At 27.2% G+C, this 22,804-nt stretch carries 20 protein-coding genes; 3 read left to right on the forward strand and 17 right to left on the reverse strand.

The genetic code is table 11. The features are described from left to right. Window positions 1-41: 41 nt before the first annotated feature. The 5 genes from NG918_RS06510 to NG918_RS06530 all read right to left on the reverse strand — a co-directional run bounded on the left by NG918_RS06510 (window position 42) and on the right by NG918_RS06530 (window position 8,554). Complete coding sequence (locus NG918_RS06510; protein ID WP_252213739.1) at window positions 42-1,649, reverse strand: putative polysaccharide biosynthesis protein; 1,608 nt, start codon at window positions 1,647-1,649, stop codon at window positions 42-44. A gap of 9 nt (window positions 1,650-1,658) precedes the next feature. Next, on the reverse strand, window positions 1,659-2,627 hold the full coding sequence (locus NG918_RS06515; protein ID WP_252225416.1) for an RluA family pseudouridine synthase: 969 nt from the start codon (window positions 2,625-2,627) through the stop codon (window positions 1,659-1,661). A 30-nt stretch (window positions 2,628-2,657) separates the two neighbouring features. After that, on the reverse strand, window positions 2,658-3,839 hold the full coding sequence (locus NG918_RS06520) for a M20 metallopeptidase family protein (RefSeq protein ID WP_252213742.1): 1,182 nt from the start codon (window positions 3,837-3,839) through the stop codon (window positions 2,658-2,660). A 24-nt stretch (window positions 3,840-3,863) separates the two neighbouring features. Further along, window positions 3,864-5,978, reverse strand: a complete 2,115-nt coding sequence (locus tag NG918_RS06525; protein WP_252213744.1) for a cell division protein FtsA — start codon at window positions 5,976-5,978, stop codon at window positions 3,864-3,866. A gap of 569 nt (window positions 5,979-6,547) precedes the next feature. Beyond that, a complete protein-coding gene (locus NG918_RS06530; RefSeq protein WP_252225419.1) occupies window positions 6,548-8,554 on the reverse strand; it encodes an ATP-dependent helicase in 2,007 nt (668 codons plus the stop codon). A gap of 183 nt (window positions 8,555-8,737) precedes the next feature. Here NG918_RS06530 and NG918_RS06535 point away from each other — a divergent pair, with 183 nt between their 5' ends. Then, entirely contained in the window at window positions 8,738-10,216 is a 1,479-nt protein-coding gene (locus tag NG918_RS06535) for a nicotinate phosphoribosyltransferase (protein ID WP_252213748.1), read from the forward strand. Between the two features lie 117 nt (window positions 10,217-10,333). Here NG918_RS06535 and NG918_RS06540 read toward each other — a convergent pair whose 3' ends face one another. From NG918_RS06540 to NG918_RS06550, 3 genes are all read right to left on the reverse strand, one after another. Further along, on the reverse strand, window positions 10,334-10,540 hold the full coding sequence (locus tag NG918_RS06540; RefSeq protein ID WP_252213750.1) for a hypothetical protein: 207 nt from the start codon (window positions 10,538-10,540) through the stop codon (window positions 10,334-10,336). 281 nt (window positions 10,541-10,821) lie between these two features. After that, window positions 10,822-11,139 carry a hypothetical protein gene (locus tag NG918_RS06545; RefSeq protein ID WP_252225422.1) on the reverse strand — a complete coding sequence of 106 codons (318 nt, stop codon included), beginning with the start codon at window positions 11,137-11,139 and terminating at the stop codon, window positions 10,822-10,824. Window positions 11,140-11,386: 247 nt separating this feature from the next. Further along, window positions 11,387-11,704 carry a hypothetical protein gene (locus NG918_RS06550; RefSeq protein ID WP_252213754.1) on the reverse strand — a complete coding sequence of 106 codons (318 nt, stop codon included), beginning with the start codon at window positions 11,702-11,704 and terminating at the stop codon, window positions 11,387-11,389. Between the two features lie 276 nt (window positions 11,705-11,980). Here NG918_RS06550 and perR point away from each other — a divergent pair, with 276 nt between their 5' ends. Beyond that, window positions 11,981-12,397, forward strand: coding sequence for a transcriptional regulator PerR (gene perR, locus NG918_RS06555; protein ID WP_205449880.1), 417 nt, complete (start codon window positions 11,981-11,983; stop codon window positions 12,395-12,397). A gap of 125 nt (window positions 12,398-12,522) precedes the next feature. Continuing rightward, entirely contained in the window at window positions 12,523-13,431 is a 909-nt protein-coding gene (locus NG918_RS06560) for a hypothetical protein (RefSeq protein ID WP_252225424.1), read from the forward strand. Between the two features lie 137 nt (window positions 13,432-13,568). Here the strand turns inward: NG918_RS06560 and NG918_RS06565 are convergent, their stop codons facing one another. The 9 genes from NG918_RS06565 to NG918_RS06605 all read right to left on the reverse strand — a co-directional run bounded on the left by NG918_RS06565 (window position 13,569) and on the right by NG918_RS06605 (window position 22,754). Beyond that, window positions 13,569-14,156: a hypothetical protein gene (locus tag NG918_RS06565; protein WP_252225426.1), complete on the reverse strand. Its 588-nt coding sequence runs from the start codon at window positions 14,154-14,156 to the stop codon at window positions 13,569-13,571. Between the two features lie 114 nt (window positions 14,157-14,270). Further along, window positions 14,271-14,534 (reverse strand): hypothetical protein, encoded by a 264-nt coding sequence (locus NG918_RS06570; protein ID WP_205449878.1) that lies wholly within the window; start codon window positions 14,532-14,534, stop codon window positions 14,271-14,273. Window positions 14,535-14,565: 31 nt separating this feature from the next. Continuing rightward, window positions 14,566-15,093, reverse strand: a complete 528-nt coding sequence (locus NG918_RS06575) for a hypothetical protein (protein ID WP_252225428.1) — start codon at window positions 15,091-15,093, stop codon at window positions 14,566-14,568. 183 nt (window positions 15,094-15,276) lie between these two features. Beyond that, window positions 15,277-15,873 (reverse strand): ribosome biogenesis GTP-binding protein YihA/YsxC, encoded by a 597-nt coding sequence (yihA, locus tag NG918_RS06580; RefSeq protein WP_252213762.1) that lies wholly within the window; start codon window positions 15,871-15,873, stop codon window positions 15,277-15,279. After that, complete coding sequence (gene lon / locus NG918_RS06585; protein WP_252213764.1) at window positions 15,863-18,196, reverse strand: endopeptidase La; 2,334 nt, start codon at window positions 18,194-18,196, stop codon at window positions 15,863-15,865. Before lon ends, yihA begins: the two co-directional genes overlap by 11 nt. 303 nt (window positions 18,197-18,499) lie before the next feature. Beyond that, window positions 18,500-19,789, reverse strand: a complete 1,290-nt coding sequence (gene clpX / locus NG918_RS06590; protein ID WP_252213766.1) for an ATP-dependent Clp protease ATP-binding subunit ClpX — start codon at window positions 19,787-19,789, stop codon at window positions 18,500-18,502. 38 nt (window positions 19,790-19,827) lie between these two features. Beyond that, window positions 19,828-20,427: an ATP-dependent Clp endopeptidase proteolytic subunit ClpP gene (gene clpP / locus NG918_RS06595; protein WP_252213768.1), complete on the reverse strand. Its 600-nt coding sequence runs from the start codon at window positions 20,425-20,427 to the stop codon at window positions 19,828-19,830. Window positions 20,428-20,580: 153 nt separating this feature from the next. Beyond that, a complete protein-coding gene (gene tig / locus NG918_RS06600; RefSeq protein WP_252213770.1) occupies window positions 20,581-21,864 on the reverse strand; it encodes a trigger factor in 1,284 nt (427 codons plus the stop codon). Window positions 21,865-21,956: 92 nt separating this feature from the next. Beyond that, window positions 21,957-22,754 carry a hypothetical protein gene (locus NG918_RS06605; RefSeq protein WP_252213772.1) on the reverse strand — a complete coding sequence of 266 codons (798 nt, stop codon included), beginning with the start codon at window positions 22,752-22,754 and terminating at the stop codon, window positions 21,957-21,959. Window positions 22,755-22,804 lie beyond the last annotated feature (50 nt).

Here is a 22,804-nt window from a genome sequence, read left to right on the forward strand (position 1 = left end):
TTGCTTATGTATATATCAACGCTCTACTAAAACATAGCCAATTATTTTAATTTTACTCTCAAAAATCTTGGCAAGATATTATATGCTTTTTGAGAGAATGACGTAATATCATTTTTTCTGATGCCGCCTAATATTATCATCAAGTACAAGTATGCAAATCCACCTACTGAAATCATAAGCATTGTTACTAATCCTTGTGCTATTCCTCCAGCATCTAACAATATGAGTAATACTCCAAAAGGTTCTTTAATTAAGTATATGCCTGCAACCATTCCTATTGAAGAAAGAATCGGTTTTAAAGTATGCTTAAACATTGGTAATCTCATTTTTAATGTTTTGCTAAGTTTTCGTTGATTTAATATAAAAGGTATTGCAAACCATAGAAAATTACCAAAAACAGCACCTAATACATTGATCTCTGGCATTCCAACCAATATGTAATTTGTAACTATTTTAGCTACTATACCTATCATAAATGTTCCTAAAACAAAGTAAAGCTTATTCATACTTTGCAATATAACATTTTGAATTTGTACAACGGCCATTAATATTACAACAACAGAACCGTATATCATTAATTCAAATCCTTGTTCTGAGCCATATAATAATAAATAAATTTCTTTACTTAAAACGGCAAGTCCTACAGCTGCTGGTATTGTCACTGCATAAGTTATTCTAAATGCAAAATTTACTTTTCTTCTAATCTCTTTTTTATCTTTTATAGCTACTGCACTTACAATTGCAGGTAATACTGTTGTTGCTAGTGCTGTAACTATTACTAACGGAACAGAAAGTAATGTTTTGTACGTTCCAAGTATTCCGTAAAGCTCATTAGCTTGTTTTTCTAAAAAACCAGCATAAGCTAATCTATTTTTTACATTTACCATATCAATTAAGCTACCCAAGTTTTGTAATCCAGCACTTAATGTGATTGGTACTCCGTATTTGACTAATTTCCTAACTATTCTCTTATTGCTTACCCTTTTAACAGGTGACTCTGCACCAAAGGCTTCCCCTTCATAATTTTTCTTATAATATACATATATCATATAAAGGCACGCTATTATTGCACCTAATGTAGTACCTACTGTTCCACCAGCGCTACCATAAGGAATGCTTATTTTTACTAAAACATAAGCAAATGCTAAACTCACTCCAACATTTATTATTTGTTCTAATACTTGAGATACAGCTATTGCTGTCATATTATTTTTACCTTGAAAGTACCCCCTATATGCTGACAATATAGAAGTCACAAAAATACTTGGAGCTAAAAATAGCAGACCATATGCCGCTTGTGGTGTTCCTATTGCATTTGCTATAGGCGTAGATAATATCATGATAAGTATACTTATTATACCGCCAACACCAGCATAAAGTATTGTAGATATCTTTAGTGCCTTAATTGCATCTCTTTTATTTTTCATAGCTGTAAGCTCAGCTACAACTTTTGCAATTGCTGGCTGAGCTCCTAAAGTAGTTACTGCATATGCAAATATGAATACTTCATAACACATTTGGTATATTCCAAGGCCTTCAAGACCTATTGTTCTTCTTAATAACGGAACATAAAATACAGACATCAGTTTAGCTAAAAGTCCTGCTGCTGAAAGAATTACAAAGCCTTTAGTAGATGATTCTTCTTTCATATTAAACCCCTATCTAAGTGAAAATTTAAATACATCACTCTTTATCTTCTTTAATATCGGAGGTAAAGCATTAACTACAGTTTTATTTGTTAAATAAGCTACTTTACCTTTCATTTCTTTAAAAACTAATTTATATGCATATAAATATTGATATTCTAATCCATACTTGTTTTTGAAGAATGAATTTAATTTTCTATCTCCATATTTGTCATCACCAATTATAGGACTTCCTAAATGTGATAAATGAGCTCTTATTTGATGGCTTCTTCCTGTAATTAAATTAATTTCAAGTAGTGAATATGCACCATTAGTTTGTGTTGTAGTAACTTCCATTGCTATTTTTTTAGAATCTGGTACTTCTTTTTCATATACCTTAGATATATTTGTATCTTGATTCTTTAATATATATCCTGTATATAATCCATCTTTTACCTTTCCCTTAACTAAAGCTACATAATATTTTCTTACTCTATCTTCTCTTATTGTTTCATTGATAGATTTTAATCCCTCAAATGTTTTTCCAAACATAACCAAACCAGATGTGTTTCTATCTAATCTGTTACATGGTGCAGGTGTAAATGTAATTTCATTTTCTGGAACGTATGATCCTTTTTCTTTTAAATATGAAAGTACATAATCTGTTAATGTAGGTTCTTTTTCATCTTTATCAGGATGTACTAAAATACCTGGCCATTTTTCAACTACTAATAAATTTTCATCTTCATATGCTGTTTTCATTCCACTAAAATTTACTTGAATAAATTTTTCTTTCTTTTCCGGATTACTCTTTATATATTTTATTTCAACAATATCTCCTTCTTCTAAGAAATACTTTTCACTTTGTTTTTTACCGTTAACTCTTATATCTTTTTTTCTTAAAGCTTTAAATATTGCACTTAGTGGAACGTCCTTTAATAACTTTCTTAAAAATTTATCTAATCTTTGACCGGCTTCATTAGCTCCTATTTCGATTTTCAAATATTATCACTCCTATAATTTTTCTTTTGGTTACTTTGTTAAATAATTAAATGCTGTTAAACACTGAATTGCTACACCAAGTGGTATACAATCTTCATCTATATTAAAAAGATTACTATGTGCAGGTTCAGTGGTTTTCTTTTGTTTATTTCCTGATCCTAGAAAATAAAATGCTCCTGGTCTTTCCATTGCAAAATATGCAAAACTTTCAACTCCCATATGAGGTGCTTTTTGTTCAACTACATTTTCATTTTTTAATATATGACTTGCAGAACTCTTTAACAATTCTACCATATAATCATCATTGTATAGACAAGGATAGCTTTCTTCTATCTCTATTTCTGCTTTTGCTCTTGAAGACAAAGCAATTCCATTAACAATTTCTTTTAATCTTTCGCTTGCAAATATTCTGTCTTCTTTTGTCATCGTTCTAATTATTCCGCTTAATGTAACTTCCCCTGGAATAATATTTTGAGCTGTCCCCCCATTTATTGTTCCAATAGTAATTACTGATGGATTTACAGGCGATATTTCTCTACTAACTATACTTTGAAGTGCAATTACTATATGACTAGCTACAACAATAGGATCAATTGTTGTATGTGGTGCAGCTCCATGTCCCCCTTGACCTGTAATTTTTATTTTAAATGGATTAGATGCAGCATTAACAACGCCTTTTTTAACTTCTATATTTCCAATACTTACATTTTCATCAACATGAAGACCCAACACATAATCAACCCTTGGATTTTCTAGTACTCCATCTTGTATCATATATTGAGCTCCACCAACAGTTTCTTCAGCAGGTTCAAATAATAATTTCACATTTCCACTAAATTCACTTTTGTATTTATTTAATATTTGGGCTACTCCTAAAAGTATTGTTGTATGTGCATCATGTCCACATGCATGCATTTTCCCACTTACTTTTGAGCTATACTCACAAGATTTCATATCTTGAATAGGAAGTGCATCCATGTCTCCTCTTATTGCTATAGTCTTATTGCTGCCTACTTTTTCTCCTTTTATAATTCCACAAACTCCAGTTTTTGATACCTCTATATATTCAATGCCTTCTGTTTTTAAAAAGTCTTTTATAAGGTCAGAAGTTCTATGTTCTTCAAAACCAACTTCTGGATGCTCATGTATATCTCGTCTTATTGATATCAATTTGTCTTTTATATCATTAGCCTCTTTTTTAAAATCTATCATAAACACATACTTCCCTTCTAGATATTATGACCAATAAACTTCTATAACATCGCCCTCATCTATTCTAGCTGTATATGATGAATTTTCCCCATTAACTTTAGAATTTATTGTGCCCTTTGAAATTGTTAAATCAAAATCTATATAGTCAAAAATATCAACAAAAACATATTCATTTTTGCCTTTTAATACTATCTCTTTATTATTTACAATAACTTTTATTTCATTAAATTTTTCCTGAAATTTATCTTTATCTACATCATTATTTAAATTATCATCAGTACTTAATTCATAATCTTCATTTAACTTAGACTCTTCGTTTTCTTTTTTAAGTTCTTCATTGCTATCGTTTATTGGTTCAATATCTTCTAGTTTATCATTCTCTATTTGTGTTTCAACTAATGAACTATCTTTTTTTATAAGTCTTTCTCCATCTTGAGCTTCATATTCCTCATGTAACAAAACATCATCTTTGAACAAGCTTATTTCATCATTATTTAAAACATATTCTTTTATTTCAGAAACTTTATTTGGTATAAATACTCTAAGTTCATCACTATTTTTCAATTCATAATGTATATCTTCTATTTTATTATTTATTGTTATTATAGGTTCCAAATTTATAAGTTCATCATTAATATAAATAGTTATAGAATTTATATTTTCAATATAATCACGTACTTTAGGACTCGCATTATTACCATTCTTAGCATATTGTACTTCTATATTATCATTAGCCTTAACTTCTGTTTCTAATGCAGATTCATTTCCATTTATAAATATCTTAGCACTAGTTCCATATTCTCCAAATACAATTCTTTTACGTCCATTATATTTAAATCTTATACTCTTTCCATTTTTAGCTATAAGTAATGAGGGATTAATTCCCGCTTGAAGTAATACATCCATAACTGTATGCTTGTGAGAATTAAATAAACTAACAGGTGTATCATTTAATATAACATCAATAAAATCTGTACCTAAATTTCTTAATGCTATAAGTCCTATTCCTAGTACTGTAACCCCTGCTGATCCCAAGGAATTATCAGATATGCATTCTGTAATAGCATTTCTATCTTTAATTGCAATTCTTTGAGGTGGTAAATTTAAATTCACACTTATACATTCTAATAGTCTAGGTGTATGTGCCCCTCCACCAACTAAAAATACAGCACTTGGAGACTTTCCACCATTTAATTCTAAAATCTTACTTGAAATCTCTTCTGATATCTTTTTTACTGATGGATCAATTAATTTAATAATATTTGATGATAAAATTGTATTTTCAAGGCCTAACACATCAGTATAAACAATTTCTTTAGATTCATTTACAGACTTTTTTATAAATTCTGCTGTATTAAAATCAACTAAATACTCTTGTGCTATTATTTCAGTAACTTCATCTCCAGCCATGGGTACCATACCATATGCAGATATTGTTTCTTTATTACTTATTGCTATATCTGATGTTCCCGCACCAACATCTATAAGAGCAATATTTAATAACCTTAAATTTTTAGGTATAGCAGCTTCTATTGCTGCAATAGGTTCTAATGTTAAATTAGTTACTTTTAAATTTACCTTATTCATTACAGAATAAAGAGAATCAATGACAGATCTCGGTAAAAATGTTGCTATTACTTCTGCTTCAATAGTTTTCCCCTTATGTCCTATTAAATTAGATATAACAAAGCCATTTAAATAAAAGCTTTTAACAGAATAACCAACACAATATAATTTTCCATCAGCACTATTATCTATTTCTTCTTCTGCATTTTTAACAACACTAAGTTCTAAACTCCTTACAATTTCCTTATCAATTTCTTGATCTTCATCTATTTCTATTTCTGCCCTTGAATTTACAGTTCTTAAAAATCTCCCAGCAGCTGCTATGGATACTTCTGTAAGTGTAATTTCTATTTTCTCTTCTAATACTCTTTTCACTTTTTCAACCACAGAAGCAACTAAATTAATATCATGAATTTGACCATCTACCATGGCTCTTTCTTCATGTTCCATATATTCTTCACATACTACTTCAAATTTTTTATCTCTTATTATCCCTACAGTTCCTATTATAGATCTTGTTCCTATATCTAATGAAAAAATTATATCTTTAGGATTAAAATTTTTTAACTCCATCTAAACACAACCTTTATCGTACAAATTTAGTAATTATTCCTCTTAAATATACTATAAATTATATATTATAATCTAATCACATTCAATTAATCATAATTCTCACAATTTCTTTATTATCCAAATAATTATACTATATATTTCATAAAAGTTATAATAAAATAAAATTATACAAAATATTATTATTTTTTTGCATGAAAATAAGCATAAAAATGAAGTATTAAAACTCCATTCTTATGCTTATTTAATTTTATTTTTCTTATATTTTTCTCGTTCTTCTTTTGGATTTATTATTTTACCAACTGCAATGAGTATAACTGCTGCTAAAATTAATATAACAATCCATAATTTAACATTCATAACGAAATCACCTTATCTCTTAATATAATGCATAAATCATAAATATTTATCTAAAAGTATATATTCTATAAATTAATATAAAATCCTTTAAAATAATATTAACTAAATATATAACTATTTATTACAAATAATTTATTCTATTATTCTTTAACATTTTTTACTTTAGCAAGAAAGCAGAGGCATATAAAAACAATATTTTATTTACAAAACTATTAAACAATCTTTTGTATTAAATTATTTTCTGCTAATACCTTTAAAGAAAAACTTCTAATAATTCCATCTTTAAAATTTATAGTAACTTTATCATCTTCAATTGATTCTATTTTACCTAAGCCATAAGTCTTTTGCATTATATCATCACCTATTTTATATCCATAAGTATCCTTAGGCAGTTTGTCAAATCCTGATTCACCTATAAATCTAGATATTTCCTTAAATTGTCCTCTTCTATTCCTTGGTGCAAATAAATAAAGATTATCTATTGTTCTTGTTATTCCAACATAAAAAAGTCTTCTTTCTTCTTCTATGTTTTCTTCTTTGCTAGAGGAATGTGGAATAGTATCTTCATTACAATTTATAAGATATACATTTTTAAATTCCATGCCCTTTACTCCATGAATTGTACTAAGTATTACTCCTTCTCTTTGATTTTTATTTTTACTTTCTTCTATTTCATTACTTACATTTTCAATGTGAACTAAAAAATCAAATATATTTTTAAATCCTTCTGCGGATAATTTGAATTCTTCAATTACTTCTTCTAAATCATCTAAGTTCTGACTAAATCTTTCGCAATAAGATTTCAAATAATCTATATATTCTAGATCCATAACTATATATGAAATTGCAGAACCTAAAGAAACTTTATTTAAATAATTAAAGTCTTTCTTTAATTCATCCAGCTTCTTTCTTTGAAATGGTGGAGTATCATCTTTGTTTATTAATATATCAATCAAATTTTCCTGTATAGTATACTTTCTCACATAATCTATATTGTGCTTACTTATATATCTAAATGGTTTATTTATAATCTTTAGAAAACTCTCTTTATCAAAGGGGTTTACAACAAATTTTAAATAAGCTATCAAATCTTTACATATAAAATGTTCAAAAAAATTATATTGTCTATCTAACAATTTAAATGGAATATGATTTTTAGTAAATGCATCTATAACACTCATAGCTTCCATATTAGTTCTATAAAGAACAGCATTTTCTTCATATTCTATATTATATTTTTTTTCATTTTTAATTAAATCTACTAAAATATCCCCTTGAGACTTTTCGTTATAAGGAGTATAGAATTTGATTATTCCATTTTCTTTTTTATTAGATAATATTTTTTTATTATTTCTTTCTTTATTAAACTTTATTAATGCCTTAGACTTTTCAACTATATTATCTTTACTTCTATAATTAATCGATAAATAATGTTTTTTACTATCTTTAAATATCTCATCAAAAGTAACCATATACATTGGTCTAGACCCTCTAAATGAATAAATACACTGATCTTCATCTCCAACAGCAAATAAAAAATTATCTTCACCATAATTTATTAATTTTAAAAATTCAATTTGTAACTCATCACAATCTTGAAATTCATCAACTAGAATATATTTAAATAATTTTCTATAATAACTTAATGCCTTTTCATTATTTTCAAGTAATTCTAACGCTTCTATGGCTAAATCGTCAAAATCTATTTTTCCATGCTCTTTTTTATAATATTCATAACATTCTAAAGCATCTTCAAATATTTCTCTAGATACAGATGGTTTGAAATCACTCAGTCTTATTCTTGAAGTTTTATATAATGATATATTATTTAAAACTTCTTTAATTTTATCTTCATTAATGTCATCAAAATACTTTGTTAACACTTTATTTATAAGCTTGTTTACAATACTTCCATCTATTATATCTATACTTTTCCCTGTTCTTAAAAGAATTTTGTAAAAGAGTCCATGAAATGTGCCAAAGAATGGTGATATATTTTGTTTAAATCTATTTTCATATCTTTCTTTCATGTTTTTAGCTGCTGCTTTAGTAAATGTAATTACTATTATACGTCCATTACTAACTTTTAGTTTATTAACTAAATAATATATTCTGTTAATTATTACAGTAGTTTTTCCAGATCCAGGAGCTGCAATAATTAATGCATTTTTATCCTTAGTTATCACTGCTTCATTTTGATATATATCCAGATTATACATTAACTTCCTCTTTCCTTACTTAATTCTTGAATTATTATATAATAACGCAATAAATAACTATATTGTAATAATTATATTATAGATGTACAATAATTTTATTATATACTTTTATAGATACTTTCACAAACTATAGGTAGATAACTTAATTATAGTATTGTGAACTTTACTTAAAGGAGACTATTCATGGAAAATAAATTTAATGTTAGATACGAGAGAAATCTTACAATGTTAGTAGATTTTTATGAATTGACTATGGGAAATGGTTATTTCAATAAAAATCTTCAAAATAAAATTGCATATTTTGATATGTTCTTTAGAAGAGTTCCTGATGGCGGTGGTTATTGTATCATGGCTGGAGTTGAACAATTAATAGAATACTTAAATAATTTAAAATTTACTGATGAAGACATTATGTATTTAAAAAATAAAAATATTTTTTCAGAAGATTTTCTTAAATATTTAAGAGATTTTAAATTTAGTTGTGATGTTTGGGCTATTCCAGAAGGAAATCCAGTATTTCCAAATGAGCCATTAGTAACAGTAAAAGGTCCTGTAATCCAAGCACAACTTGTAGAAACAATGATACTTTTAACTATAAACCATCAAACATTAATAGCAACAAAAGCTAACAGGATTTGTAGAGCTGCTGGTAATCGTTCTGTAATGGAGTTTGGTTCTAGAAGAGCTCAAGGATATGATGGTGCTATTTATGGTGCTAGAGCTGCAATGATAGGTGGATGTGATTCAACAGCATGTACTATTTCAGATAAAATGTTTAATATTCCTGCTGTAGGTACAATGGCTCATAGCTGGGTACAACTATTTGACAATGAATATGAAGCATTTAAATCATGGGCTGAACTTTATCCAGATAATTGCTTATTATTAATAGATACTTATAATGTTATAAAATCTGGTATCCCTAATGCAATAAAAGTTTTTGATGAAATATTAAAACCACTGGGAAAAAGACCTACGGGTATTAGAATAGATTCTGGTGATATAACCTATTTAACTAAGCGTTGTAGACAAATGCTAGATGAAGCTGGATACGATGATTGTAAAATAGTAATCTCAAACTCACTAGACGAACATATAATTAGAGATGTACTAGAGCAAGGCGCTTGTATAGATTCATTTGGTGTAGGTGAAAGATTAATAACTGCAAAATCAGAGCCTGTATTTGGTGGTGTTTATAAATTAGTAGCTATAGAAAACGATAATGAACTAGTACCTAAAATTAAAATCAGTGAAAATGATGAAAAAATAACCAATCCTGGTTTTAAAAAAGTAATTAGAATTTTTGATAAATCTTCTCATAAAGCTTTAGCTGACCTAATAGCTTTAAAGAATGAACAAGTGGATGAAAGTAAAACATTGACTATATTTGATCCCGTTCATACTTGGAAGAGAAAAAAATTAAAAAATTACTATGCTAAAGAGCTTCAAGTTCAGTTATTTGATAGTGGCAATTGTATTTATGAATCACCTAGTGTGCTTGCAATTAGAGATTTTGCTAAAAATGAAACAAATAAATTATGGTCTGAAGTTCTTAGATTTGAAAATCCACATACTTACTATGTAGATTTATCTGAAAATCTATGGGCATTAAAGCAATCACTTCTTCATAAATATACTAAATCATATGAAACTCAAGATTAATCATTATGCTCTGTTTTAGCATAATGTTGATGTATTTAAAACAGATCCAATTATTAGGCACAATCAAAAAAATATCCTATATTTTTAACTTTAAATATAGGATATTTTTTATGCTAACTAATAGTTACTTTCATCATTATAAATAGATTTTTTTAAAAAGCTATATTCTTCTTTTATTATATCTTTGAAATTTATTCTATTTACTGATAAGTATTCTTTAAAAATACATTGTCCATCATCTTCAATATCACTTGTTAACATTGGACATGAATCATAACATTCATGATACTCCTTAGAACTTGACCAAAATGGACACTTACCCATAAACTCACACCCTTTTTTTGTAAGAAATTGTTTCCATCAGACTCATTATATTATAAAATATAACAAAAATAAAGTTTTTTAGCATTTTTACATATTTTTATAATATTTTTCTTTTTTTCTTTCTATTTATAAAAATATCTTAATGTTCAAAGCTATATAAAATTAACATTTATATAACCTTTATCTAAACATAATGTAATTTTTTCAAATTAAAAACTCTCTATTTCTTCTATAAAAAAATAAAGCTATACTATTAAAAATTAATAGTATAGCTTAAACTTCTAATTATTTTTATTTACTGTTATATTTATGATTTCATTTTGGAATGCTTTCAACAATGCCTTTTCTAATACCTTTTGGTTATCAAAGTTTTCTATATCTTTGCATACTGCAAATACCTTATTAGTCTCACCTTTGAAATTCATATAAGTTAAAGTTACATTTGGTTTATCATACTCTACATCTATAACTTTTATCCCCCAAGATATCTGAGCAAAATCATCTTTTATATTTAATTGATTTAGTTCTTTTATCTTTTTTACTTCTTTACTTGGATCTGTAATTATTATTAATTCTTCTCCAACTTTATATTTTCCCATAACTTTTTCCTCCTTATACATGAGCTGCTTAATTATAAGTAGTTTTTGTATATAACGTTAATTAATTAACAAATATATATTATTTTTTATTATTTAATTTTTCTTATTATATCACATATTATATATAATAAAACAAAAAAGTGAAAAAACATTAATTTACTTTATGTTAGAAAATTTCTACATGTAATAAATTAATTTTTTTCACTTATAATAAAATTGTGTTCATATATAGTTACTTCTATAAACACTAGCTATTTTTATCAACTGCTATATTTATTATTTCATTTTGGAAAGCTTTTAATAATGCTTTTTCTAATACCTTTTCGTTATCAAAATTTGCTATATCTTTGCATATTGCAAATACTTTATTTCTTTCACCTTTAAAATTTATATATGTTAAAGTTACATTAGGCTTATTATATTCTACATCTACAATTTTTACGCCCCATGCTATTTGTGCAAAGTCCCCATCTATTTTTAAACAAGTTAACTCTTTTAATTTTTCCATCTCTTTATTAGGATCAGTAACTATTATTAATTCGTCTCCAACTTTATATTTTGCCATATCGTACTCCTCCTCTATAATAATATAATTTTTAAAATAGATTGTTAATAAATTAACAACTTGTCCTACTTATATTTTAACAGAATTTGATAAAGTATACAATAGGTAATTTACAAAATATTAATAATATAATATTTTTTATGAATATTTTCCGTATATTTCTTATTATTTAATAATTATTACTACCTATTTCATTATTAAGTAATAATAATAATTGACTTTTAATTATTATTATTATATACTTTTAATATATTACAATAAACGGAGGTGTTTACAATTAACGAAATAGCTTTAATTTTCAAAGAAAAAAAGCTTAAATTGACACCACAAAGATTAGCTGTATATAATTATTTATTAGGCACTGCATCACACCCATCTGCCGAAATTATATATAAAGCTATTCATGAGCAATATCCAACCATGAGTTTAGCTACTGTATATAAAACACTAAAAACTTTAGTAGATGTAGGACTTATCCAAGAAATTAATGTTGGGGAAGGAAATTTCAGATATGATAGAAATCCTAATTCACACCCACATATACAATGTTTAACTTGTGGAAGAATTGATGACTTTGAAGATTTAAACTTGGATTATATTAATCAATTAGCAGAAGATCACTCTAAGTTTACAGTTTGTTATAATAGAGTTTATTTTTATGGATACTGTAAAGATTGTCAACATTTAAAATAATAAAAAAATAAATTATAAATATACCCATTTTTATAATCTTAGATTATTAAAAATGGGTATATTTTTTTATAAAGTTAGAATTAAAAAAATATTATGTACATATAATTTAATTGAGGTGATACATAATGAAATTATTAATAATCAAAAAAAAATTTATTCTAGCTTTAATAGTTGTAATAATTATATCTACTACTATTATTATAAACAAAAGTAATAATTTACAAACCATTGCTCCTATAGATTCAACTAAAAACATAGATATCGATTTGACTTGTGATGGTCAAAATGAACATATAGAATTTATTAAAAAAGATAATACTGTTGATTTAAACATTTCTCATAATAGTAATAACACTTATCTATCTACTAAAATTAATGACAATGTACTTTTTTCTTTAAATAACCATTGGTCACCCAAAATTTATTTATATGATCTTTCTAGAGATGTAAATCCAGAAATAATTCTACAAGGTGTAAAAGAAAATAAAAGCATATGTTATATATTTTCTTGGAAAGATGGTGAATTTCAAAATCTATATTCAAGTGATAAAAATATATTTGGCATATTAGACTCTAAAAATAATAAAACGCCTCAATGTTTTTCATTGTCAGCATCCAAAGGAAATTCATCTTCAAGTAGTTTTATGATAATAAATAATGAAGTATTAGATACAACAAACGATGCTTCTACTATTCCGTCACTAAACAACATAACTAATTTCATCAAATTAATAGAAACACCTTATGAATTAGATGATTTACCTGATATATTTTCCCCTAAAATAGATAGTAACGATTTAGCTACTTTATGGAATTTAGATAAGGAGAATCATTCCTATTCTTTTCAAGATGCATTCTTTTATGATTACAATTGGGATTCTTATAGTAATGCTACATCTTTAAAATGGAGATTAACTTTTGAAAAAAATAAATTAAAGGGAGAAGAGGGAGATAAAAGTGAAGTTATTTTTTATCTAGATTCTACAATAGAGGACTCTAATTTTAAAATCATTTCAATAAAAAGGATTAAATAAAAAGGCCGCTAATGCGGCCTAAAAGGGGGATGGGGGGGGTGCTTAATAAAAAGGTATTTTTTATTAAGCTTTTGGAGAATATATTCTCCGTTACAGTAATATTATTAACAACAATTCCATTTGTTATACATAGTATTTTAAATATCTTTAAATGCACCATTTTTATACAAATCTATTATCTTATCTATAAAATTAACTTTTTCTGGATGAACAAACCCCCTTAAAGATATTAACATTTCTAAATTACTATCTTCTTCTTCAATTTCTTTTTTATGATGAGAATTTGATCTTTTATTTTTCTTCTCACTTATATTTTTTTCTTGAATATTTATGTCATTTGATTTATCTGTAAAATCATTCATAATATCATTTGATGTATTCATAAAGTCACTTGTAATATCATTCATTGTATTTATGTTATTATTTCCATTCATAGGATTCATGTTATTCATGTTCATATTGTTCATATTCATGTTTCTTTGATTTGCATTTCCGAAATTACCTAAATTTATTCCTGCCATATTTGCTAATGGTGCTAAATTAGCTAAATTTAAGCCATCTATATTCATAGATGCTAAAAGACTATTTATATCAAAATTTCCTCCTAACATTCCCATTAATTGAGCTGGATCTATTCCAAATGGATTGACATTATTGTTTCTAAAATTATTGCTTCCCATATTATTATCAACTGGCTGTTTTTCCTTACGTTTATGTTTAGCCATCAAAATTCCTCCAATTATAATTCTCCTAATTTAATATATGTATAATACAGTAAATATGTTTATACTTTTACGCATTTTTTTGGAGGGCTTAAAATTAAGCCCTCCATCCACTATCTAGCAGCAGCAAACATTTCCTGAATTGTTATATCCTGAATTGAAGAAACATCCACCAAATAATATAAATAGTAAGATAATTAAATATGATGAATTACAATTTAGTAATCCTGATCCACATGCTATTAATAAGAATATAATTGGTGCAACACCACATCCTCCACCTAAGAAGCCAGATCCAGTATTATTGTTTGTGCAGCAAGGTGTACAACAGCAATCATTCATTTTCTTTTCACAGCAACATTTATTCTTCTTTTTAGACATATATATCTCTCCTTCCTAAAAATTCAGAATTCTAGCAACAACAATTGCCAGTAAAATTACCTAAACCTGATGTAAATGGGCTTATTCCAGCACCACCGCATCCTGCATTATTTCCACCCCATCCATTACAAAGGAATAGAATTACTAATAAGAATAGATATGCACTACAGTTTCCTAATAATCCACTGCCAGTTGCATTTCCTTTGTTGTTACAACAGCAATTGTTATTGCTGCAGCAGCACTCTTTCATTGGACGTCCACAACAACAACAACAACAACAACAATCATCATTGCATGCACAGCAATTATTATTCATATAACTATTATTTCCACCGCCTAAGAAGCCATTACTACCACAGCCACAATAGAATAATATTAATAAAATCCAAATCCAGCTACCTAATCCACAGCCGGTACCAAATCCACCATTTCCACAACCTGGGTTGAATCCTGGATTTCCTCCGATGTTATTTCCACAACAACAATTATTGCTAGTATCTGAATCACAACAATTATCATCACATGAATTTAAGCCATTTAGGATATCATTCATCTCCATATATATTCCTCCTTGGAAATTTTTTATTCTTGATACTATATACTATTCGCTCATATTTAATTTGACACTATTTTTAAAATAAAATAAAACTCCATCAAAAAATTAATTTTGATGGAGTTTTAACTCTTTTATTTATTAAATTTAAACGCTAGTTTTCAATATAAATACGTTATTAGAGTATATTTAATCAATATCTGTAGCAAACTCTAAAAAAAGCTTGTCAATTAACTCTTCTGTTCCTTTTTTATTTAAAGATGAATAAAAATATAATTTATCATCTTTTGTTAAATTTAATGTATCTCTTATTAGTTTTTCACTTTTTTTGAACTCTGAATTTTTAAGTTTATCACTTTTAGTTGCAACTACAACTACATCATATCCAAAATGCTTAGCCCACTCATACATCATTATATCATCACCAGTTGGCTTATGTCTTGAATCTACAAGACATACTATTCTTTTTAATTCTTCTCTATGAGATAAATACGTCTCTATAGTCTTTCCCCAAGTGTCTTTTTCACTTTTTGATACTTTGGCATATCCATATCCAGGTAAATCAACTAAATAAAAGTCATTATTTATTAAAAAGAAATTTATAAGTCTTGTCTTTCCTGGTGTTCCACTTACTTTAGCTAATTTTTTTCTATTAGTTAAAGAATTTATTAAAGAACTTTTTCCAACATTAGATCTTCCAACAAAAGCAACTTCATTTCTACTATCAATTGGGTATTGATGTGGTTTTACGGCTGAAATAATAAATTCTGATTGTTTAATTCTCATTAGTATCCTCTCCAATTAGCGCATTTTTTAATACCTCATTCACTTGACTTACAGGAATGATATTTAATTTATTTTTTATTGAATTCGGTATCTTTTCTATATCTTTCTCATTTTCTTTTGGAATTATTATAGTATCTATACCAGCTCTAAATGCTGCTAATGATTTTTCCTTTAATCCTCCTATAGGAAGTACTCTACCAGTTAAAGTTACTTCCCCTGTCATAGCAATATTATGCTTAACTTTCTTACCTGATAAAGCTGACACTAACGCTGTAACCATTGTTACTCCAGCAGACGGTCCATCTTTAGGAACTGCACCTTCTGGTGCATGTATATGAATATCTTTATTTTTATAGAAGTTTTCTTCTATTTGAAATTTATCTGCGTTCGCTCTAACATAACTATAAGCAGCTTTTGCAGATTCTTTCATTACATCACCTAATTTCCCTGTAAGTTCTAGCTTTCCGCTTCCCTTCATAGCCATTACTTCTACCGGTAATGTATCTCCACCATATGCTGTCCATGCCATACCTGTAACTACACCGATTTTATCTTCTTTATCTATCTTATCAAATTCATACTTTCTTTTACCTAAAAGCTTTTGTACCTTGCTTTTATCAATTGTAATCTTTGATAGATCTTCACTTAACATTTCTGCTAAAGCTTTTCTTATAATAGAATTTAAATTTCTTGTAAGTCCACGAACTCCTGATTCTCTAGTATATCCTTCTATTATTTCATTAATTGCCTCATCTTTAAGTTCTACCTTATCAGAATTAATTCCCATTTCCTCAAGCACTTTTAGTATTAAGTGATTTTTAGCTATATTGAATTTTTCCTCATAAGTGTATCCAGATACCTCTATTATTTCCATTCTGTCTAATAAAGCTCTTGGTATAGTTTCTAAAGAATTAGCTGTAGCTATAAACATTACTTTTGATAAATCCATATCAAGTTCTAAATAATTATCTCTAAAAGTCTTATTTTGTTCACTATCTAATACTTCTAAAAGCGCGTCAGATGGTTCTCCCTTATAACTTGAACTAATTTTATCAATTTCATCAAATAATATTAAAGGATTCATAGTTTTAGCTTCTTTTAATGCATAAGCTATTCTTCCTGGTATAGCTCCAACATAGGTTTTTCTATGTCCTCTAATTTCAGCTTCATCTTTCATTCCGCCAAGAGATATTCTTGAATATTTTCTATTAGTAGAATGTGCTATTGACTTAGCTATTGAAGTTTTTCCTACTCCAGGAGGGCCAACTAAACATAAAATAGGTCCTTTAGAATTTTTACTTATTTGTTTTACTGCTAGATATTCTATAATTCTATCTTTAACATCTTCTAATCCATAATGTTCATTGTTTAATACTTCTCTGGCTTTTATTATGTCTATGTTTTCCTTAGTTTGCTTATTCCAAGGTATGTTAAATACCCAATCTAAATATGACTTTATCAAATTTCCTTCTGAAGAAGATGAAGAAGTACTTTTAAGTCTACTTAATTCATACTGAGCCTTTTCTTTAACTTGCTTTGGAAGTTTTGTTTTATTAAGTAAAGTTTCGTACTTATCTATTTCTTTCTTTTCTTCATCATCCATTCCTAATTCTTCTTGAATTGCTTTTAATTGCTCTCTAAGGTAAAATTGCTTTTGTTCTTCATCAATATGTTTCTTAACTTTTTTTGAAAGCTTATTTTGAATTTTTAATATATCTGTTTCAATTTTAACTCTAGTTAATACCAGCTCTATTCTTTTCTTAATATCTATTGTTTCTAATACTTCTTGCTTTACATCATCTTCAGTAACAGAGTAAGATGCTATTATGTCAACAAACCCACTAGGATCCTCTAAAGGTTCTGTTGATCTTATAATATCTGCATAGTTATCATCCGATAGCTTCAGCAAATCAATAAACTCTTCGTCTAAAAGTTTTATATAAGCTTCTAATTCTTCATTAACCTCTATTTCCTGTTCTATAATTTCTATAGAACCTTCAATATATTCATTATCATTCGCCACATATTCAACTATTTTTCCTCTTTTTACACCTTCAACAAGTACTCTAATTGTATTGTCAGACATTTTAAGAATTTGTTTTATTTTACAAAGTGTTCCTATATCATATATATCTGCTCTCTCTGGATCCTCTATTTCAGGATCTTTTTGAGTAACGAGAAAAATTTCTTCATTATTTAACATAGCTTCTTCAACTGCTGCTACTGATCTTTTTCTTCCAACATCAAAATGTGCTACTATATTTGGAAAAATAGTTAACCCTCTTAAAGGTATCAGCGGAAGTGTATATAAATTTTGTGTCATTCAAACGCCCCTCCATCTTAATTACTTCATTTAGTATACACATATTAAGTGTATATTTCAATAAATATACATAATTTAGGATTAGTCTAAATTATAAACTTGTTACAACTAATCTTAAATATTATTATTATAAATTATTATCAAAAGTTTTTCTAGCTTTTGCTGTTATTTCGTTTTTATAATTAAATTCTGCAATATCCTTGTATGATAAATTCATTTTTTTATTACGTCAATACTAATTCATTTTCAAATATCTATATAAGAACAAAAATACTGATATCTAAATAGATATCAGTATTAAGATTAAGCTGATTCAATATCTTTTTTAACTCTATTTGATGCTAAAGTTCCCCTTGTTTTACCTTCCGGTAATCTTTCTACTTGAGGATTTTCTTTGTTTTTAATGCATTCTTCAGTTATAGTAACTTTCGTTATTTGTTCATCCGAAGGTATTTCATACATTATTTCTGTCATCATTTCTTCTATGATGGCTCTTAACCCTCTTGCACCAGTCTTTCTATCTATAGCTTCTTCTGCAATAGATGTTAGTGCTTCATTGTTAAACTCAAGTTCAACATCATCTAATTCAAATAGCTTCTTGTATTGTTTTACAAGAGCATTTTTCGGTTTAGTTAAGATGTTTATTAAAGCATCTTTATCTAATGATTCTAAAGTGACTAATATTGGAAGTCTTCCAACAAATTCAGGGATTAATCCAAACTTAAGTAAATCTCCTGGCATTATTTCTTTTAGAAGTTTACCAATGTCCTTTTCATGTTTACCTTGAATTTCAGCACCAAATCCCATAGAACTTTTTCTTGTTCTATTTTCTATTATTTTATCAACGCCATCAAAAGCACCACCACAAATAAATAATATGTTAGATGTATTTATTTGAATAAATTCTTGATGTGGATGCTTTCTTCCACCTTGAGGTGGTACTGAAGCAACTGTTCCTTCTAATATCTTTAGTAATGCTTGTTGAACACCTTCGCCAGATACATCTCTAGTTATTGAAGGATTTTCAGATTTTCTTGCAATTTTATCTATTTCATCTATATAGATAATTCCTCTTTCTGCTCTTTCAACATCATAATCAGCATTTTGTATTAATTTAAGAAGAATATTTTCAACATCTTCTCCAACATATCCAGCTTCTGTTAATGTTGTAGCATCAGCTATTGCAAATGGAACATTTAAAACTTTAGCAAGTGTTTGAGCAAGTAACGTTTTACCAGAACCTGTTGGTCCTAACAATAGAATGTTACTCTTTGACAATTCTACATCTGAATCTTGCTTATTAGTATTAATTCTTTTGTAATGATTGTAAACAGCTACTGATAATGACTTTTTAGCTCTTTCTTGACCAATTACATAAGAATCTAAATATTGTTTTATTTCATTAGGTTTAGGTACACTTTTGGTATCAAATTCCACAGTTTCTTCAAATTCATCTGCTATAATTTCTGAACATAAATCTATACATTCATCACAAATATATACTCCTGGACCTGCTATTAATCTTTTTACTTGGTCTTGAGTTTTACCACAAAATGAACACTTCAACTGTTTCTTTTCATCATATTTAGCCATATATTCACCTCACTTAGTACAATAAATAAATTACACTCTTATTTATCTTTTCCAGTTTCGTTCTTAGTTATTACTTTATCTACTAAACCATATGTCTTAGCTTCATCTGCTGTCATAAAGTTATCTCTTTCAACATCTGCTTCAATTACTTCTAAAGGTTGATCTGTATTTTCACTTAAAATCTTATTTAAAGATTCTTTGATTTTTAATATTCTATTAGCATGTATTTGAATATCTGTTGCTTGACCTTGAAATCCACCAAGTGGTTGATGAATCATTATTTCTGCATTTGGTAAAGCATATCTTTTGCCTTTAGCACCACTTGATAATAAAAATGCTCCCATAGAAGCAGCCATACCTACACATATAGTAGAAACATCTGGCTTTATATATTGCATAGTATCGTATATAGCCATACCAGCAGTTATTGAACCTCCAGGACTATTTATATATATAGATATATCCTTATCTGGATCTTCACTTTCTAAAAATAATAATTGTGAAACTATTAAATTAGAAGAATCATCATTTACTTCACCACTTAACATAATTATTCTTTCTTTTAACAATCTAGAAAATATATCGTAAGAACGTTCTCCTCTACTTGTTTGTTCTACAACCATTGGAACTAAACTCATATAATTCCCTCCTTTTTCATATAACAACATTTGAAATTGATTCTTATATAAATTATATAAAAAAATACCCAAAATGTTAATCTTAAATTTGAAATAATTGCCAGAAATACTTCTGGCAATTATTTTTCAAACTATAAAATTGTATAATATCTATTATTTACAAGATTCTTTTATTAATTTAAGAGTATTTTCTATAATTATATCTTTTTCAATCATACCTTTTTGAGCTTTTAATAAAATGTTAGCCATCTTTTTAGGATCCTTAGGTCCATACATTCTACCTAACTCTAATGCTTTTTCATTTAATTGTTCATCAGTTGCTTTTACATCTTCAGATTTAGCTATTGCTTCAAGAATTATGTCAGCTTTAACTTTTCTTTCAGCATTTTCTTTCATGAATTCTCTCATTTTTTCAATTGTATTTCCAGTGAATTCCATATATTGATCTAAGCTTAATCCTTGATATTGTAATCTTGATTCAAGATCCTTCATCATAGAATCTATTTCTTTTGTTAACATTACTTCTGGAAGATCTATTTTTGAAGTTTCAATTATTGAAGTTATAACAGCTTCTTCAAATTCTCTTTCAGCTCTTGCATCATTAGATTCTTCTAATCTTTTCTTTATATTTTCTTTTAATTCTGCTAATGTATCAAATTCAGATACTTCCTTAGCAAATTCATCATCTAATTCTGGTAATTCTTTAACTTTGATTCCTTTTACTGTTACTTCAAACATTGCTGGCTTAGCATTTAATTCTTCTTTACCATAGTTTTCAGGGAAAGTAACATTAACTTCCTTCTTATCTCCTATAGATAAACCTATTAATTGTTGTTCAAAGTTATCAATGAATGTACCTGATCCTATTTCTAATGGGTAATCAGTACCTTCTCCACCTTCAAATGCTTCACCATCTACGAATCCTTTGAAGTCGATTATAGCTATGTTTCCATCAGCTACTGTTCCTTCTTCTTTAGTTTCAATTCTTGCATTTTTAGATTGCATTTCTTTTACTTGTTTTTCAACTTCTTCTTCAGATACTTCATATGAAGGTTTTTTAATATCTAAACCTTTATATTCTCCTACTTCTACTTCAGGATATGTAGTAACTGTTGCTGTATAAACAAGTTCTTTACCTTCTCCAATTTCAACAATATCAACCTTTGGATAATCAACTGGTCTGATATCTTCAGCCTTTAATGCTTCATTATAACTTTCATCTATAGCTATATTAACAGCATCATCATAAAAAATTTCAATGCCATACATTTTCTTTAGTATTGCCATTGGAACTTTTCCTTTTCTGAATCCTGGCACATTGTATCTACCTTTGTTTTTATTATATGCTTTAGTTAATGCGGCATCAAATTTTTCTGCTTCAACTTTTATTTCTAATTTAACCACATTTGTTTCTATCTTTTCAACTTTAGCTTCCATCTTATTAATTCCTCCTAAAATAGTATACATCTAATTTAACTAGGTTATTATACCATAAATCCCTGTTTCTTATCAAATTATTTATATAAATATTACTGTTTAGCAATATTGCAATTTACATCTATGTAATAAATATTACCATCTACAGTAATTTTTATTCCTTTTTCTTCACGTTCAAGAATTTCTATTTTTGCTCCAGCTAAATCCCACTTTATTACATCACTATTATTACTTATATTTGTTATCCATAAATATTGTTTTGTTGCTGCTGTTCCAAAATAAGGTCTATTACTAACAAAAACTATATTATCATCATTAACAAACTTGGGATTATAATTCCATAAATATTGTGGATTACTCATAATAGTTGATTCTCTTGTGAATACGTCACCCTTTGATGATTTATATTCTTCTTTTGATATAATCTGAGAAGTCCCATCTACATTATATAAAGTAATTGTTTGATCATTTTCCAATATCAATATTTTTTTTCCAGATTGACTGATATCATATACCAATGCCTTATCACTAGACTCTATATTTGTAAATTTTATATCTTCATTTTCTTTAATATATATAGCTTTAACTTTTTGCCCATTTTTTAAAGTTATTTCAAAAGATTCTTCTTCAGATTTAGGAAGTTCTGGTTCTTTTTCTACTTGGTCAATCCCTTGCTCCGATAAAATCTCATCATTCTTTTGAATTGAATCACTATCTATCCATGCCTGTATCTTTTGTTTTACATTTGAATAATCTGTAGTGTTACCTAACACTTTAATCATTGATATAATAACCACTAAACTAATTATTATAAATATTATTAAAAAATTTCTTTTTCTTCTTTTCATGCGTTTTTCATATTCTCTACTAAAAATACTTGGTTTAGCCAAAACTTTCCCTCCAAAATACATATATTATAACCAACCAAATTAATTATATA

This window comes from Clostridium sp. ZBS2, assembly GCF_023845855.1.
Lineage (GTDB): Bacteria > Bacillota > Clostridia > Clostridiales > Clostridiaceae > Clostridium > Clostridium aquiflavi.